13 protein-coding genes are annotated in these 14,370 nt (G+C 57.7%); 9 read left to right on the top strand and 4 right to left on the bottom strand.

The annotated features are described in order from the left end of the window. Positions 1–69: 69 nt before the first annotated feature. Genes JXR15_RS13065 through ccmI form a run of 3 tightly spaced genes read right to left on the bottom strand, consistent with a single transcriptional unit; the run spans position 70 to position 2,020 of the window. Positions 70–303: a DUF1289 domain-containing protein gene (locus JXR15_RS13065; RefSeq protein WP_422053638.1), complete on the bottom strand. Its 234-nt coding sequence runs from the start codon at positions 301–303 to the stop codon at positions 70–72. Beyond that, on the bottom strand, positions 300–752 hold the full coding sequence (gene ruvX / locus JXR15_RS13060) for a Holliday junction resolvase RuvX (RefSeq protein ID WP_422053724.1): 453 nt from the start codon (positions 750–752) through the stop codon (positions 300–302). Before ruvX ends, JXR15_RS13065 begins: the two co-directional genes overlap by 4 nt. Before the next feature lie 26 nt (positions 753–778). Beyond that, complete coding sequence (gene ccmI / locus JXR15_RS13055; protein WP_422053637.1) at positions 779–2,020, bottom strand: c-type cytochrome biogenesis protein CcmI; 1,242 nt, start codon at positions 2,018–2,020, stop codon at positions 779–781. A gap of 177 nt (positions 2,021–2,197) precedes the next feature. Here ccmI and JXR15_RS13050 point away from each other — a divergent pair, with 177 nt between their 5' ends. The 7 genes from JXR15_RS13050 (at position 2,198) to JXR15_RS13020 (ending at position 9,971) form a co-directional block, all read left to right on the top strand. Next, the gene (locus JXR15_RS13050) at positions 2,198–3,445 is read left to right on the top strand and encodes a sarcosine oxidase subunit beta family protein (RefSeq protein ID WP_422053636.1); all 1,248 of its coding nucleotides are present in this window, start codon (positions 2,198–2,200) and stop codon (positions 3,443–3,445) included. A 253-nt stretch (positions 3,446–3,698) separates the two neighbouring features. Then, positions 3,699–4,028 carry a sarcosine oxidase subunit delta gene (locus JXR15_RS13045; RefSeq protein ID WP_422053635.1) on the top strand — a complete coding sequence of 110 codons (330 nt, stop codon included), beginning with the start codon at positions 3,699–3,701 and terminating at the stop codon, positions 4,026–4,028. After that, on the top strand, positions 4,025–7,039 hold the full coding sequence (locus tag JXR15_RS13040; RefSeq protein WP_422053634.1) for a sarcosine oxidase subunit alpha family protein: 3,015 nt from the start codon (positions 4,025–4,027) through the stop codon (positions 7,037–7,039). The genes JXR15_RS13045 and JXR15_RS13040 overlap by 4 nt, the downstream gene beginning before the upstream one ends. Next, positions 7,032–7,601 (top strand): sarcosine oxidase subunit gamma, encoded by a 570-nt coding sequence (locus JXR15_RS13035; RefSeq protein WP_422053633.1) that lies wholly within the window; start codon positions 7,032–7,034, stop codon positions 7,599–7,601. The genes JXR15_RS13040 and JXR15_RS13035 overlap by 8 nt, the downstream gene beginning before the upstream one ends. Before the next feature lie 44 nt (positions 7,602–7,645). Then, on the top strand, positions 7,646–8,335 hold the full coding sequence (locus JXR15_RS13030; protein WP_422053632.1) for a hypothetical protein: 690 nt from the start codon (positions 7,646–7,648) through the stop codon (positions 8,333–8,335). A gap of 133 nt (positions 8,336–8,468) precedes the next feature. Then, positions 8,469–9,068 carry a superoxide dismutase gene (locus JXR15_RS13025; RefSeq protein ID WP_422053631.1) on the top strand — a complete coding sequence of 200 codons (600 nt, stop codon included), beginning with the start codon at positions 8,469–8,471 and terminating at the stop codon, positions 9,066–9,068. Positions 9,069–9,209: 141 nt separating this feature from the next. Beyond that, a complete protein-coding gene (locus JXR15_RS13020) occupies positions 9,210–9,971 on the top strand; it encodes a siderophore-interacting protein (RefSeq protein ID WP_422053630.1) in 762 nt (253 codons plus the stop codon). Positions 9,972–9,973: 2 nt separating this feature from the next. Here JXR15_RS13020 and JXR15_RS13015 read toward each other — a convergent pair whose 3' ends face one another. Then, positions 9,974–10,525: a TIGR00730 family Rossman fold protein gene (locus JXR15_RS13015; protein ID WP_422053629.1), complete on the bottom strand. Its 552-nt coding sequence runs from the start codon at positions 10,523–10,525 to the stop codon at positions 9,974–9,976. Between the two features lie 98 nt (positions 10,526–10,623). On the opposite strand from JXR15_RS13015, the gene JXR15_RS13010 reads away from it, so the two are divergent. Together JXR15_RS13010 and JXR15_RS13005 are read left to right on the top strand one after the other, a co-directional pair. Next, the gene (locus JXR15_RS13010) at positions 10,624–12,471 is read left to right on the top strand and encodes a LysM peptidoglycan-binding domain-containing protein (RefSeq protein WP_422053628.1); all 1,848 of its coding nucleotides are present in this window, start codon (positions 10,624–10,626) and stop codon (positions 12,469–12,471) included. Positions 12,472–12,544: 73 nt separating this feature from the next. After that, entirely contained in the window at positions 12,545–14,365 is a 1,821-nt protein-coding gene (locus JXR15_RS13005) for an ABCB family ABC transporter ATP-binding protein/permease (RefSeq protein WP_422053627.1), read from the top strand. Positions 14,366–14,370 lie beyond the last annotated feature (5 nt).

Genomic DNA, 14,370 nt, shown 5'->3' with positions numbered 1-14,370 from the left:
GGCCACAAGTCAAAACGAAAAAAAGCGCGCTCATTTGGGCGCGCTTTTTGTTTGGGCTGGTGTTTGATTTTAGCGCTTCAGGCGCGCACTCCGGCCGCCGCGGCGCTTTTTCAAGCGCGGTGCGCGCGACGGCAGCTCTGCCATAATCTCGCTGCGCTCTTCCGGTGACATTTTGGACCAGCGGGTGATTTCATCAATGCTGCGCAAGCAGCCGGTGCAGATCCGCTCCTCGGGATGCACAACGCAGACTTGTATGCAAGGGCTTTCCACTTCGCTGCGTTTCCACACGGTGTCTTTGCTCACGATGCGCTCCCGAGATGATTCAGACGGTCCAGTACCCCTTGCAGAATATAGGAGGCTGCAACGTGGTCGATCACCTCTGCGCGACGTTTGCGTGACGTATCCGCCTCCAACAGCGCCCGTTCGGCGGCCACGGTGGACAATCGTTCGTCCCAGAAGCCAATAGGTACTTCCACCAGGGCGGAGAGGTTGCGCGCAAAGGCGCGGGTGGATTGCGCCCGAGGACCTTCGCTGCCGTCCATGTTCATTGGCAACCCAAGGATGATCCCGCCAATACTGCGGTCCTTGATGATCTCGATCAGCCGTTGGGCATCGACGCCAAATTTCTTGCGTTTCACCGTCTCAATAGGCGTTGCGACCGAGCGGAAACTGTCACTTACCGCCACACCTATGGTTTTTGTGCCCAAGTCTAAGCCCATGAGCGCCTGCATCGGCGGCAGGTTAGGGGCCATTTCTTCGATACTTTGGTAAATCTCGCTCACTGCAACACTCCGGCCTGTGCCGCCCCGGCGCGGACAATTTGCAGCGCTTCCGGAGCTTGGGCAAACACTTGTTGCGCTTCGGTCCAGATGGCCTGTGCGCGTTCTGTGTTGCCCAAGACACCATAGGCGCCGATCAAACGGGCCCATTCCTGTGGTGTGCCGCCTTCGGTGGCCAAGCGATCCGACAGCTGGTCCACCATGCCCTGAATCATCGCTTGACGATCTTCAACGTCCAACTCACCAGCGGCTTCCATGTCTTCGGCTGTTGGGCCGGACAAACCGTCCGGACTATGTGTTGGAACGGGAGCGGGCATTTTGTAGTCGATGCCCGCATACCAAGCCAATTCTGTGATGGTGGCGCGGATAGAGGGCACCCATGGCGCGTCGTTGGGGCTTTGTCGTAGGACTTGGTCCCAAATGCGGAAAGTTGCATCGGGACGGCCGGTTTGCCACATCATCAAGCCCATGTAGTAACGTGCCAGATTGTTAAACGGGTCCAGCTCCAGCGCCTGCTTTAAGCTGGCTTCTGCTTCAGGTGAGACATAATCACCCGCCGCCGAAATCAGCAGGTTGGCGTGCAGCACGTAATCGCCGGCGGTGACATCTGCGCCTTTGAGTTCAATGACCTTGGCTTGCGCCGTATAGGCGGCGGGCAGGTTGCCTAGGTTGGCTTCATTGCGCGCCAAAAGCTCTTGCCCGCGCAAGTCCTCAGGGTTCTCTTCTACAGCGGCACGCAGCTTGGTCATCAGCTCCATAAACTCTTCGCCCGCGTCTGGTGCAGATCGGGCCGGTACCTTGGTTTCCGCCACGGACTGGCTGTCGCGGTTGTCGCGGCGTGATTGCGCCTCAGCCGCGCGGTCTTGCAACGGCATGTCACGGTAGCCCGGCGCACCCAGCTTATAATAAAGCCCAAAACTGCCGCCCAGAACCGCAAGTCCAAGCACGGCTGCGGCCACTGCAGCGTGCCGGCGGCCACCGGCCTCGCCATTTTCAGCCTTTTGCATCTGTGCATCAGCGGTCAGAATGCGGCGGGATATTTCTGTCTTCATGCGTGTCGCGTCTTCTGCGCCAATCACGCCACGGGCCTTATCCTTGTCGACCTCTTTGAGCTGGTCACGATAGACCTGCAAATCATACGCGGCGGGGTGGTCTTCATCCTCGGCGCGGCGCGTCAATGCGAGTGCAAACAAGCCAGCGGTCACGAGGGCAAGGGCAGCTGCAACAATCCAGAAAATCATGTGGCCTCCTAAGTGCTGGACCACATGTAGTGCCGCTGGCAGGTGGCTGAAAGCAAAATCGGCATTCTGGCGCGACATGTCGCAACCGGGGCGCAAATAGGCGCTTTAACCCCCGTGACCGGTTGAGCAAAAAGTTCATAAACTGGGAGAAGTTGCCTCCTATTCGGAATCACGCTCATGAGAAAATATTCAGCCTTTGCCATCGCTCGCGAAGCCGCTCGTTTCCATACGGGGTGGGAACGAGCGTGGCGCTCCCCAGAACCCAAAAAGAAATATGATGTGATCATTGTGGGAGCTGGTGGCCACGGTCTCGCTACCGCATTTTACCTGGGCAAGAACTTTGGCATCACCAATGTCGCGATCATCGAAAAGGGCTGGCTTGGTGGCGGCAACACGGGGCGCAATACCACGATTATCCGCTCCAACTACTTGCAAGACAGCTCCGCCGCTCTCTATGAAAAGGCGCGCTCACTTTATGAGACCATGTCGCAAGATCTGAACTACAACGTCATGTTCTCCCCGCGCGGCGTGATCATGCTGGCGCAGACCGAACATGAGGTGCGTGGCTATCAGCGCACCGCGCATGCCAACGCTCTGCAAGGCGTGACAACCGAGTTTATCGGGCCAGAACGCGTGAAGGAGCTGGTGCCTATCATCAACATCGACGGCCCGCGGTATCCGGTTCTAGGCGGTCTCTGGCAGGCACGCGGCGGCACCGGCCGCCACGATGCAGTGGCCTGGGGTTATGCCCGCGCGTGCTCCGACATGGGGATGGATATTATTCAGAAATGTGAAGTGGTTGGCGTGCGTTCTGAAGGTGGCAACGTGGTTGGCGTGGACACCACAAAAGGCCCGATTGACTGTGACAAATTGGGGCTTGTGGTCGCGGGCAACTCCGGCGATCTCGCCAATATGGCGGGTTTCCGTCTGCCAATGGAATCTGTGGCATTGCAAGCCCTGGTGTCCGAGCCAATCAAACCCTGCATGGATGTGGTGGTGATGGCCAACACCGTGCACGGCTATATGTCTCAGTCCGACAAAGGCGAGATGGTGATTGGCGGCGGCACCGACGGGTTCAACAACTACACACAGCGCGGATCGTTCCATCACGTCGAAGAAACCGTGCGCGCGCTCTGTGAAACCTTCCCGATGGTCAGCCGCTTAAAAATGCTGCGTCAGTGGGGCGGCATTGTGGATGTGACTGGTGACCGCTCGCCGGTAATTGGTAAGACGCCCTTGGGCAATTGCTTCATCAACGCAGGCTGGGGCACCGGCGGCTTCAAAGCCATTCCGGGCGGCGGCTGGGCCACAGCAGAGCTGATCGCCAAAGGCGAGCCGGGACCGCTCTCCGCGGAGTTTGGCATGGAGCGTTTCATCGAAGGCCGGTTTATTGATGAAAGCGTTGCGGCGGGGGTAGCGCACTGATGTCAGCGTTTAAGACGAGCCAAGTCACGTTTCAAAGCCATCTTGAGCAGCTGCAATTCGGTTGTTGTGTCGGTCACCTTAGGAGAGTCATTTTTCGGTCCACGGTCAACTTTCTTACCGATCCAATAGGATACCGGCGCCCAAAACCAAACGCCGTAAAGGTTGACAAGAAACTCAATCAAAGGAAGGGGCCCAATACAGTGAACACTTTCCATGTGGTTGATCGGAATGAATATTTCAAGGAGTTCGCACCATGCTAACCCTTCAATGCCCCTATTGCGGCGTCTGGGCCGAGGAAACCGAGCTTCACGCCGAAGGCGAGGCCCATCTCAAACGCTATGGTCCCGGCTCTGACGACGCGGACTTTGAGAGCTACCTCTTCATGCGCGAAAACCCCAAGGGCGTGCATTTTGAGCGCTGGCGGCACTCCAACGGCTGCGGCAAGTTCTTTCACGCCGCCCGTTGCACCATGACGCTTGAGGTCTTTGGCACCTATTCCGCGCAAACGCTGGAACCACCGCAAGACATCAAAGACAAGATCTCGGCCAAACAACCCGGTTGGTCGTGGAGGGACTTCTCATGAGCACACGTCTGACCACCGGCGGGCGCCTGTTGAACAAATCCAAACAGGTGACATTCTCCTTTAACGGCAAACAGTTCACGGGCTACGAGGGCGACACGCTGGCTTCCGCGCTTTTGGCAAACGACCAGATGCTGATGGGCCGCTCGTTCAAATACCACCGCCCTCGCGGCGTGGTCGCCTCGGGTGCCGAAGAGCCCAACGCGCTGGTAAATCTTGGTAAAGGCGGCAAGTTTGAGCCCAACCAACGCGCCACCACCACCGAGCTTTATGACGGACTGACCTGCACCAGCCAGAACCACTGGCCAAGCCTCGAGTTCGACGTGGGCGTGGTCAACAACTACGCCGCCCGCGCGCTGCCAGCTGGGTTCTACTACAAAACTTTCATGGCCCCCGCAGCGGCCTGGAAACACGTGTTTGAACCGATTGTGCGCCACTCGGCGGGTTTGGGTAAAGCGCCCAAAGATCGCGACGCGGACCGCTACGAGCATTTCTATGCCTTCTTTGACGTGGTGGTTGTCGGCGGCGGCGTGGCGGGTTTGATGGCGGCCAAGGCCGCTGGTCAGGCTGGTGCCAAAGTCCTGGTGATGGAGCAAACCGCCCATTGGGGTGGCCGCGCGCCGGTCGATGGCGGCAAGGTTGACGGCGTGAAGGTGGATGACTTTATCGACGCCACCGTGGCTGAGCTTGAGGCGATGGACAACGTCACGCTGCGCAACCGTATGATGGGGGCAGGGGTTTATGATCACGGCTACATCCTTGGTTATGAGCGTCTGACCGATCACGCGCCGCTTCTGGATGGCCCGCGCCACCGCCTGTGGCGCATTCGGGCCAAGCAGATCGTGACCGCGACAGGCGCAATAGAACGACCGCTGTCTTTCGCAGGCAATGACATTCCCGGAGTGATGCTGGCCAGCGCAATGCGCGACTACATCGTCAACCACGGTGTGAGCTCCGGCGACCGCGTGGTGGTCGTGGCCAACAATGACGATGCCTACCGCACCGCCTTTACACTCAAGAACCACGGCCTGGACGTGCCTGTCATTCTCGACTCCCGTCCAAACGGTGGCGGTCCTCTCGCGGATGCTGCACGGGAGCAAGGCTTCCGTGTCGAAAACGGCAAAGGTATCACCAAGGTCAGAGGTGGTAAGCGCGTGACTGGCGTGGCGGTTTGTTCTCAGGCGGGCGAGGGCGCCGTGCTGGAGGAGATCGCCTGTGATGCGGTTGCCATGTCCGGTGGCTGGTCCCCAGTAGTGCACCTCTGGTCCCACTGCGGCGGCAAGCTGATCTGGGACGAGGCGCAGGCGCATTTTCGCCCTGACCCTGACCGTGCGCCCACCAGCCATGATGGCAAACCTTTTGTCTCCACCGCCGGCACCGCAAGTGGTCCGCTCAAGCTGGATGACGTTCTGGTGGACGGCCTGAAAGCGGGTGAAGCCGCAGCAGAGGCGGCTGGCTTCACTGTTACAGCGGCTGAAGCGCCCAAAGGCGAGGTGCATGACGAAGCGCCTCTGCAAGCCTGCTGGCTGATGCCGCAGGGCGCGGGGCCAAAACTGCGCATGAAAGTCTGGCTGGACTATCAGAACGACGTGAAAGTTTCGGACGTGAAACTGGCCGCGCAGGAAGGCTATGAAAGCGTTGAGCACACCAAGCGCTACACCACCTTGGGTATGGCGACGGATCAAGGTAAGTTGAGTAATATCAATGGCTTGGCGGTGCTTTCTGATGCGCTTAATCAGCCCATTCCGGCCACCGGTACCACGACCTTCCGTCCACCGTACACGCCGATCTCCATGGGCGCGATTGCCGGTGAGGCGCGCGATGCGGTGTTCCAACCTTTGCGCCGCACGCCGATCCATGACTGGCACGAGGCCAATGGCGCGTTCTTTGAACCGGTCGGTCATTGGCGCCGCCCGTACTGCTTCCCACGCGGTAACGAAAGCCACGCTGATGCAGTGACACGCGAAATTCGTCAGGCCCGCGAAAGTGTGGGTCTGCTGGACGCGTCGACCTTGGGCAAGATCATCGTCAAAGGCCCAGATGCCGGCAAATTCCTCAACATGATGTACACCAACATGATGTCGACGCTGAAGGTGGGCAAATGCCGTTATGGCCTGATGTGTAACGAGAACGGTTTCCTGATGGATGACGGCGTGGTGGCGCGTATCGACGAGGACACCTTCCTGTGCCACACCACCACCGGCGGGGCCGAGCGCATCCACGGCTGGATGGAAGACTGGCTGCAATGCGAATGGTGGGACTGGCAGGTCTACACCGCCAATGTCACCGAGCAATATGCGCAGATCGCCGTGGTTGGTCCCAATGCCCGCAAGGTGATTGAGAAACTTGGCGGCGAGATGGACGTTTCAAAAGACGGCCTCGCCTTCATGGAGTGGAAAGACGGCAAGATTGGCGACTTTGACGCCCGCGCGTACCGCATTTCCTTCTCCGGCGAGCTGTCTTACGAAATCGCAGTGCCTGCTTCCCAAGGCCGCGCCTTCTGGGACGCGCTTCTGGAGGCCGGGGCTGAGTTTAACATCATGCCTTACGGCACCGAAGCGCTACACGTGATGCGGGCCGAGAAGGGCTTCATCATGATTGGCGATGAGACCGACGGCACGGTGATCCCGCAAGATCTCAACATGCAGTGGGCGATTTCCAAGAAGAAAGAAGACTTTCTGGGCAAACGGGCGCAATTGCGCGACCACATGGCCTCGGAAGATCGCTGGAAGCTGGCGGGCTTTGAAACCGAAGACGGCTCGGTCATTCCTGATGGTGCCTACATCGTGAACCACGGCACCAACGCCAACGGCCAACGCAATGTGCAGGGGCGGGTGACCTCAACCTATTACTCGCCATCGCTGGACCGGGGCATCGCCATGGGCCTGATCCATGGCGGCATGAAACGTCTCGGCGATGTGGTGGAGTTCAACAAAGTGGACGGCAGCACCGTGAAGGCCAAAGTGGTCGATCCAGTGTTCTATGACAAAGACGGGGAGAAGCAGAATGTCTAAGGCTGTGAGCGCCCTGAGTGGCGTAACTTTCGAAGGTTTCGCCAAAGTGGAAGAAACCGGCCTGCGCGGCATGATCACGGTGCGTGGCGATCTGGCGTCAAAAGAAATGGCTGCGGCCGTGAAAGCGGCAACGGGAGCGGTGGTGCCAGCACAGCGGAAGGTGACTTCGGGACAGAAAGGCGCGGTGGCGTGGATGTCGCCAGACGAGTTGTTGGTTGTGGTGGACTATGATCAAGCGGAGGCCACCGTTGCCCAGATGAATGAGGCGCTGAAAGGCAGCCACGCGCTGGTCGCCAATGTGTCTGATGCACGTGCGGTGTTTCGCGTATCAGGCGATGGCAGTCGTGACGTGTTGGCCAAACTTGCACCTGTTGATTTTGCTCAAGAGGCCTTTGGTGCGGATGACATCCGTCGCTCCCGGATTGCTCAGGTGCCTGCGGCTGTCTGGGGCAGTGCCGACGGCAGCTTTGAAGTCATCTGCTTCCGCTCCGTGGCGCAATACGTCTTTGATGTGCTGAAGGTTTCCGCCGAAGTTGGCGGCGAAGTCAATCACTTAGGATAGACGCACACCTTGCCAAACTCTGGTGCGTATGGGAGCGTCGCGCCATGCGCAGCAGAGTTCTCAGCTCGGCGATTTTCCAAAAACTGATGGGTGGGCACCTGTCCGTTTCTGATACGTTTTGGTTTGGCTTTGTCGGTGTCAGCCTCATCCTCAATCTTTTGACATTGGTGCTGGCCGGGCCTCTGACAAACCTAAGCCTGAGTGTAGGTGCATGGGCCGCAAAAACTTTCTCGGTGGCCTGGCTGCTGGGCTGCATTGCTTACACGCTTATGATCTGTCGTGCCCTCTGGCGCAGCATGTGGCGGCACGGCTTTATAAACAGCCTCTCGATTGCCGGGCTGCTGCTGGTTGTAGGTTTGTTGGGGCGTTACGGATACGGGCTTGCTTCGGTGTTAGACACCAGCCTGCCTATGACACGTGCCGCCGTGCTGCACGGAATTGTTGCGATGCGTCTGACCCTGCCGCGCACCGTCGAAACGGGTGCAACACTGGTCGCTGTTGACCTCATTGGAACCACCTATGAAATGACCGTCCAGTTGCAGGGGCCAGGGCTGGTTGGGCGTTACGTTGACCTCATGGACACCGAGATCGGCCCTCAGATTTGCGCCACACACGAAGCCTTGCTGCGCAGCATGGCAGTGGAGCGCATGGAAACGCTCTATATCGCAAATGACGGCGAATTTCGCACCGTGTTGAAGGCTGATGACTGCCTGCAGTATCTGGATCGTCGGTAGGCCCCAACGGCGTTCTCCCCACACAAATTCACAAATTCTGTGCAGAAAAACAACTTGGTGGAGCTTGACCTTTGGCCGTGAATTGTCACATCTAATGCCAACGGAAACTTGCTTACGAACAGGGAGCACACCCATGGCTTTTGAACTTCCCGATCTTCCATATGCCCACGACGCACTGGCCGACAAAGGCATGTCCGCAGAGACGCTGGAATTCCACCACGACCTGCACCACAATGCCTATGTAACCAATGGCAACGCCGCAATCGCCGGCACCGAGTGGGAAGGCAAAACGCTGGAAGAAATCATCGTTGGCACCTACGACGCCAAATCCGTTGCGCAAAACGGCATCTTCAACAACATCTCCCAGCTGTGGAACCACAACCAGTTCTGGGAAATGATGGGCCCGGGCGCCAACGCCATGCCAGGTGAGCTGGAAAAAGCACTGGTTGAATCCTTCGGCTCCGTGGAGGAGTTCAAAAAGCAGTTCTCCGCCGCAGGCGCAGGTCAGTTTGGCTCCGGCTGGGCGTGGTTGGTGAAAAACGCAGACGGATCGCTGGCTGTGACCAAAACCGAAAACGGCGTGAACCCACTGTGCTTCAACCAAACCGCGCTGCTGGGCTGTGACGTATGGGAGCACTCCTACTACATCGACTTCCGCAACAAGCGTCCGGTCTACCTGACCAACTTCCTGGACAACCTGGTGAACTGGGAAAACGTTGCATCCCGGATGTAATCCGAGCACTTAGTCAGTTTTGGGCCTGCCAAAGGAAACTTTGGCAGGCTTTTTTATGGTCCATCAGCCCCTTTAATCTTGATAAAAATAATCGGATATACATATTGATGTTTCGTTGAAAATTCGCCCAAGGAAATGGCTATGTCCAAAACACAACCCAGAATGCTCGATGTGTTGGGCAAAGAACACCTCACACCAAATATGCTACGCATCCTTCTGGGTGGCAGTGGCCTGGAAGGGTTTCCCACCGGCAAAGAAGGCGGATACATCAAGTTAATCTTCCCGGACGCTCCACGAACAAATCCGGACCGTGCAATCATGCGAACATATTCAATACGGTCGCATGATGCGAAGCGAGGCGTGTTGTCGGTAGACTTTGCTCTGCATGGTGATGCTGGTGGAATTGCGACGGACTGGGCGCTTTCTGCAGAAATTGGGACACAGATCATGGTTGGCGGGCCGGGAAGTGTCAAAATGGTGGATTTGTTAGCAGATTGGTTTTTGTTGGCGGGCGACATGACCGCAATCCCGGCCTTAATGTGCAATTTTGAGCGCCTTCCGGCCACGGCTCGGGGATATGCCGTGATCGAAGTTACATCGGAAGCTGACAAAAGGGATTTGGGTCTGCCGGGCGGCATACAGGTCCAGTGGGTCGTGAACCCGACACCTGAAGAAACCAAAGGTCTTTTGGTCGACCGTATTAAGTCGCTGCCTTGGCTAGACGGTAGCGTATTTGTCTGGACGGCATGTGAGTTTGACAGCATGCGCACCTTGCGCAGCTACTATCGCAATGATCGCGGCGTGGGCCGCGACCAGATTTATTTGTCAAGCTATTGGCGGGCAGGGCGCACAGAAGATCAGCACAAGGTCGATAAGCAAGCAGACAACAAAGCTGCTGCTTGAGGTTAAGTCAGTGTTGTGTCGAGCACCTTTTCGAGCTCGGCCACATCATCCGCGACATGGATAAAGTCGCGTATACTGTCTTCCGCAAAGCCCTGCGCGATCACGTGATCGACAAGTCCGATCAGCGGATCCCAAAACCCATTCACATTTAGCACCACAATGGGTTTTTCATGCAGCCCCAACTGCCGCCAAGTGAGGACCTCAAAGAACTCATCCAAAGATCCGGCACCCCCCGGCAGCACCACAATCGCGTCGCAGTTCATAAACATGACCTTTTTGCGCTCGTGCATGTTTTCGGTCACGATGAAGTTGGTCAGATCGCGTTTGCCCACTTCCCACTCCAGCAGGTGCGTGGGGATCACGCCAAAGGTATCTGCGCCTGCTGCCTGCGCTGCATTGGCCACTGCGCCCATCAGGCCGACGTCGCCCGCACCGTACACCAGACGCCAGTTTTTGTCGCCAAACCGTGCGCCAAAGGCTTCAGCAGCTTCCTTATAGGCTGCATCGCCGCCAAAACGTGATCCACAAAAGACACAGATCGAGCGTGTGGTCATGAAAGTCTCCAATATGTTCAAAGCTGTTTTGACCAGCAATATCTGGGTTGGTAGGGTCTCTCAACCAAGATGCAGCCGACTTCGGGGGATATTCGGCGATGAGTGACAAAGCTTCAATTTTTAGTGGAAATGTAGCCTGGGTGGCTGGCGCTGTGGTGGCGATGGGCGTGTCTGTCTTTGCGCTGGTGTCGACGGGCGCGCTGGATGGCAGTGATCAAAGCGTTACGGACACCACCGCAACCGAAACAACCGCTGCTGCGCCTGAGGCAACGCCAAATGTGTCGGAGCAGACTGCTGAGGCTGTTTCCGAGCCTGAGGCACAGCCAGCTCCAGCAGAGACGCAAGAGCAGGTTCCTGCGGCGGTTGAAGACGCCGCGCCTGTTGCGGAGGTTGAGCCAAAGGAAGAGTCGGTGGCTGCTGCGCCTGCGGCAGCGGAAGAAGAGCCCACCCCAACAATTGCGCCAAGTTTTGACGTGGTACGTGTGGACGCCGCCGGTAACACAGTTGTGGCAGGTGCGGCTGCACCGGGGGCCATGTTGGGCATTCTGCTCGATGGTGCCGAGGTGGCCTTGGCACCTGTGGATACCGCCGGCAAGTTTGCGGCCATTTTGGCCATCGAGCCAAGTGAAGCGCCACGGGTGTTGAGCCTCGTGGAGCGCCGCGCGGACGGTGATGTGCCTTCTGATGCCACGGTGATTGTGGCCCCGGTTGTGGCTGTTGCAGAGGCTGTGGTTATACCTGAGGTGGTGGAAAATCCTTCTTCACAGGACGTGGCAGAACCAAAAGTGGCACAGGAAGCCTCTGAGCCGGAAGTTGCATATACTGAGGTTGAAGACGCGGCGCAGGCCAGCGGTGTTGCGGAATCAAAAGATATTGCTTCCAACATGAATAAAGGTGCGCAACTTACTGAAGAGGCGTCTGAAAATTCGGATGATTCATTGTCCGAGGATGCGCCAGGGTCAGAGTTCAAAGAAGAGATCGCAGAAGTAGAACCCGCGCCAAAACCCAAGGCACCAGCGGTGATTGTGTCTGACTCCGAAGGCGTGCGCGTGGTGCAACCCGCTGCGCCGCAAGACGCCACACCGGAAGTTTTGGCTGCTGTGTCGATCGACTCGATCAGCTACACCGATACCGGTGCGGTTATGGTTTCAGGACGTGGCAATCCAAGTGCCTTTGTGCACCTTTATCTGGACAACACTCTGGCGACGAGCACGCAGATTGACGCGGCCGGTCTGTGGTCCACGCAGCTGAAAGATGTGGCTGGTGGCCTGTACGAACTGCGTGCAGATGAGGTGGATGAGACTGCCAAAGTGCTTTCCCGTGTTGTGACACCGTTCAAACGGGAAACGCCGGAAACAGTCGCAAAGGCACGCGCTCAGGCGGAAGCGGTGACCCAGGCAGAGATCGCCGTGCAGGAGCAAGACGCAGAGACCGTCGCAAAATCCGAAACCGCAGGCGAGGACAAAGCTGCTGAAGCCGCTGCGGTTGAGGTCAAACCTGAGGCTGTAGCGGAAGTGGCTGAGGTCGCGGCGCCAGACGTTGCCACTGCAGAGGAAGCAGCTGAGAAAGTTACAGAAGCGGCCTCGGCACCTACTGAGTCACAGGCTTCCGACACGGAAACGACCGCCGCAGAAACTGCAGCTAAGCCAGAAACCGCCGTGGTAGAAGCAGGCCCGTCGTCTCCAGAGGAAACGGAAGCAGCCACCAAAGCACAGGCCTCAGAAGCCGCGCTTCAGCCTACACCTGAAGCAAAACCTGAGCCTACAGCCGCACAACCGCCGGTGCGCATCGTGACTGTGCAACCCGGCGCCACCCTGTGGGCCATCGCGCGGGACCGTTATGGCGAAGGTCAGCTCTACCTGCAGGTGTTTGAAGCCAACAAAGACAAAATCCGCGACCCGGATTTGATCTATCCGGGGCAGGTCTTTTCGGTGCCTGAAGAATAACGTCCGCAGGGCTGGCAAGTCTTGCAACCTATGATTAGGTTTGTCAGGCTCACCAACTGACAGGCAGGCAGGCATGACGAAATGGCACACGGCTACGGCTGAGGAACTTGCGCGCAACGAACAACGCTCCGGTTGGCGCACCATTCGTAAGGTGTCGCCTTATCTCTGGCCGGATGACAAGCCGTGGGTGAAACACCGCGTGGTGCTGGCGCTCTGTATGCTGCTCGCTTCCAAAATGATCGCGGTCTATTCGCCGATGCTCTACAAAGCTGCGGTGGATGCGTTGGCCAACGAAGGGGTGCCACCGCTGGCGCTTGGCGCCGTGGGACTGACCGTGGCCTACGGCATGGCACGCCTGATGACCAATGGCTTTCAGCAGCTGCGCGATGCGGTCTTTGCCAAGGTGGCTCAACGGGCCCTACGCCAATTGGCGTTGGAGACCTTTGAACACATCCACCGCCTGTCCATGCGCTATCACATCACCCGCAAAACCGGTGGGTTGAGCCGCATCATCGAACGCGGTGTAAAGGGCGTGGAATTCCTTCTGCGCTTCTTGTTGTTCTCCATCGGCCCGCTCGTGCTCGAATTGCTGATGATTTCCGCGATCTTCTATTGGCTGTTTGACGCGCGCTATTTGGCGGTCGTGGGGGTGACTATTGCGATCTACATCTGGTTCACCTTCAAGGTCACCGAATGGCGCGTGAAGCTGCGTCGGCAGATGAACGATCAGGACACAGATGCCAATCAGAAGGCCATAGACAGCCTGCTGAACTTTGAAACCGTAAAGTATTTTGGCGCCGAGAAACGTGAGGCCGCGCGCTATGACAGCGCCATGGCCGGTTATGAAGAAGCGGCGCTAAAGACTTCATATTCCTTGGCTTTCCTGAACTTTGGGCAGTCCTTTTTAATCACCTCCGGTTTGGTGATTGTCATGGTGATGGCGGCGATTGGCGTGCAAAACGGTGACCTGACCGTGGGCGATTTTGTGATGGTCAACGCCTATATGGTGCAGATCACCATGCCGCTGAACTTCCTTGGCACAGTCTACCGCGAAATTCGTCAGAGCCTTGTCGACATGGGAGAAATGTTTGAACTTCTTGAGCAGCCAGCCGAAGTCGCAGACAAGGCGGAGGCCATACCTCTGGCCATCAAAGACGGGTCCATCGCGCTCGACAACGTGGCCTTTGGCTATGATGCAGACCGGGCCATTCTGAAAGGTGTGAGCCTCAATGTACCGGGTGGTCAAACCGTGGCTATTGTGGGCGCGTCCGGGTCTGGGAAATCCACCATCGGGCGGCTTCTGTTCCGGTTTTATGATGTGCAGGGCGGGGCGCTAAGGATTGATGGGCAGGACGTGCGCGATGTGCAGCAAGAAAGTCTGCATGACGCCATTGGCGTGGTGCCGCAAGACACGGTGCTGTTCAACGACACCATTCGCTACAACATCGCCTATGGCCGTGACGGGGCCACCCAAGACGATGTTGTTGAAGCAGCCAAGGCGGCGCAGATCCATGATTTTATCGCCGCGCTGCCAGATGGCTATGACACTGCTGTGGGTGAACGCGGGCTCAAGCTGTCCGGTGGTGAAAAACAACGCGTCGGCATTGCCCGCACCTTGCTGAAGAACCCGCCGATTTTGCTGCTGGATGAGGCAACCTCAGCCTTGGACACCGAAACTGAGCTGGGCATCAAAGAAGCGTTGGCCCGGGCTGGCGAAGGCCGCACCGTGATCACCATTGCCCACCGCCTGTCCACCATTGCCGAAGCGGACAGGATTGTTGTTCTGGAGCAAGGTGAGGTGATCGAAGAGGGCACCCACAGTGCACTTTTGGACAAAAAGGGCCGCTATGCGCAGCTTTGGACCCGCCAACAAGCGGATGAGGACGCGGCATAGCCCTA

The sequence above is a fragment of the Shimia sp. genome, from assembly GCF_049116215.1.
Classification (GTDB): domain Bacteria; phylum Pseudomonadota; class Alphaproteobacteria; order Rhodobacterales; family Rhodobacteraceae; genus Shimia.
This window is presented reverse-complemented; position numbering and strand designations above follow the sequence as displayed.

Bases quoted from the DNA above. Each gene is read 5' to 3' on its own strand.
- JXR15_RS13005 (WP_422053627.1), top strand. From the start codon at position 12,545: ATGACGAAATGGCACACGGCTACGGCTGAGGAACTTGCGCGCAACGAA.
- JXR15_RS13030 (WP_422053632.1), top strand. From the start codon at position 7,646: ATGCGCAGCAGAGTTCTCAGCTCGGCGATTTTCCAAAAACTGATGGGT.
- ruvX (WP_422053724.1), bottom strand. From the start codon at position 752: ATGGCCCCTAACCTGCCGCCGATGCAGGCGCTCATGGGCTTAGACTTG.
- JXR15_RS13025 (WP_422053631.1), top strand. From the start codon at position 8,469: ATGGCTTTTGAACTTCCCGATCTTCCATATGCCCACGACGCACTGGCC.
- JXR15_RS13010 (WP_422053628.1), top strand. From the start codon at position 10,624: ATGAGTGACAAAGCTTCAATTTTTAGTGGAAATGTAGCCTGGGTGGCT.
- JXR15_RS13045 (WP_422053635.1), top strand. From the start codon at position 3,699: ATGCTAACCCTTCAATGCCCCTATTGCGGCGTCTGGGCCGAGGAAACC.
- JXR15_RS13035 (WP_422053633.1), top strand. From the start codon at position 7,032: ATGTCTAAGGCTGTGAGCGCCCTGAGTGGCGTAACTTTCGAAGGTTTC.
- JXR15_RS13050 (WP_422053636.1), top strand. From the start codon at position 2,198: ATGAGAAAATATTCAGCCTTTGCCATCGCTCGCGAAGCCGCTCGTTTC.
- JXR15_RS13040 (WP_422053634.1), top strand. From the start codon at position 4,025: ATGAGCACACGTCTGACCACCGGCGGGCGCCTGTTGAACAAATCCAAA.
- ccmI (WP_422053637.1), bottom strand. From the start codon at position 2,020: ATGATTTTCTGGATTGTTGCAGCTGCCCTTGCCCTCGTGACCGCTGGC.
- JXR15_RS13015 (WP_422053629.1), bottom strand. From the start codon at position 10,525: ATGACCACACGCTCGATCTGTGTCTTTTGTGGATCACGTTTTGGCGGC.
- JXR15_RS13020 (WP_422053630.1), top strand. From the start codon at position 9,210: ATGTCCAAAACACAACCCAGAATGCTCGATGTGTTGGGCAAAGAACAC.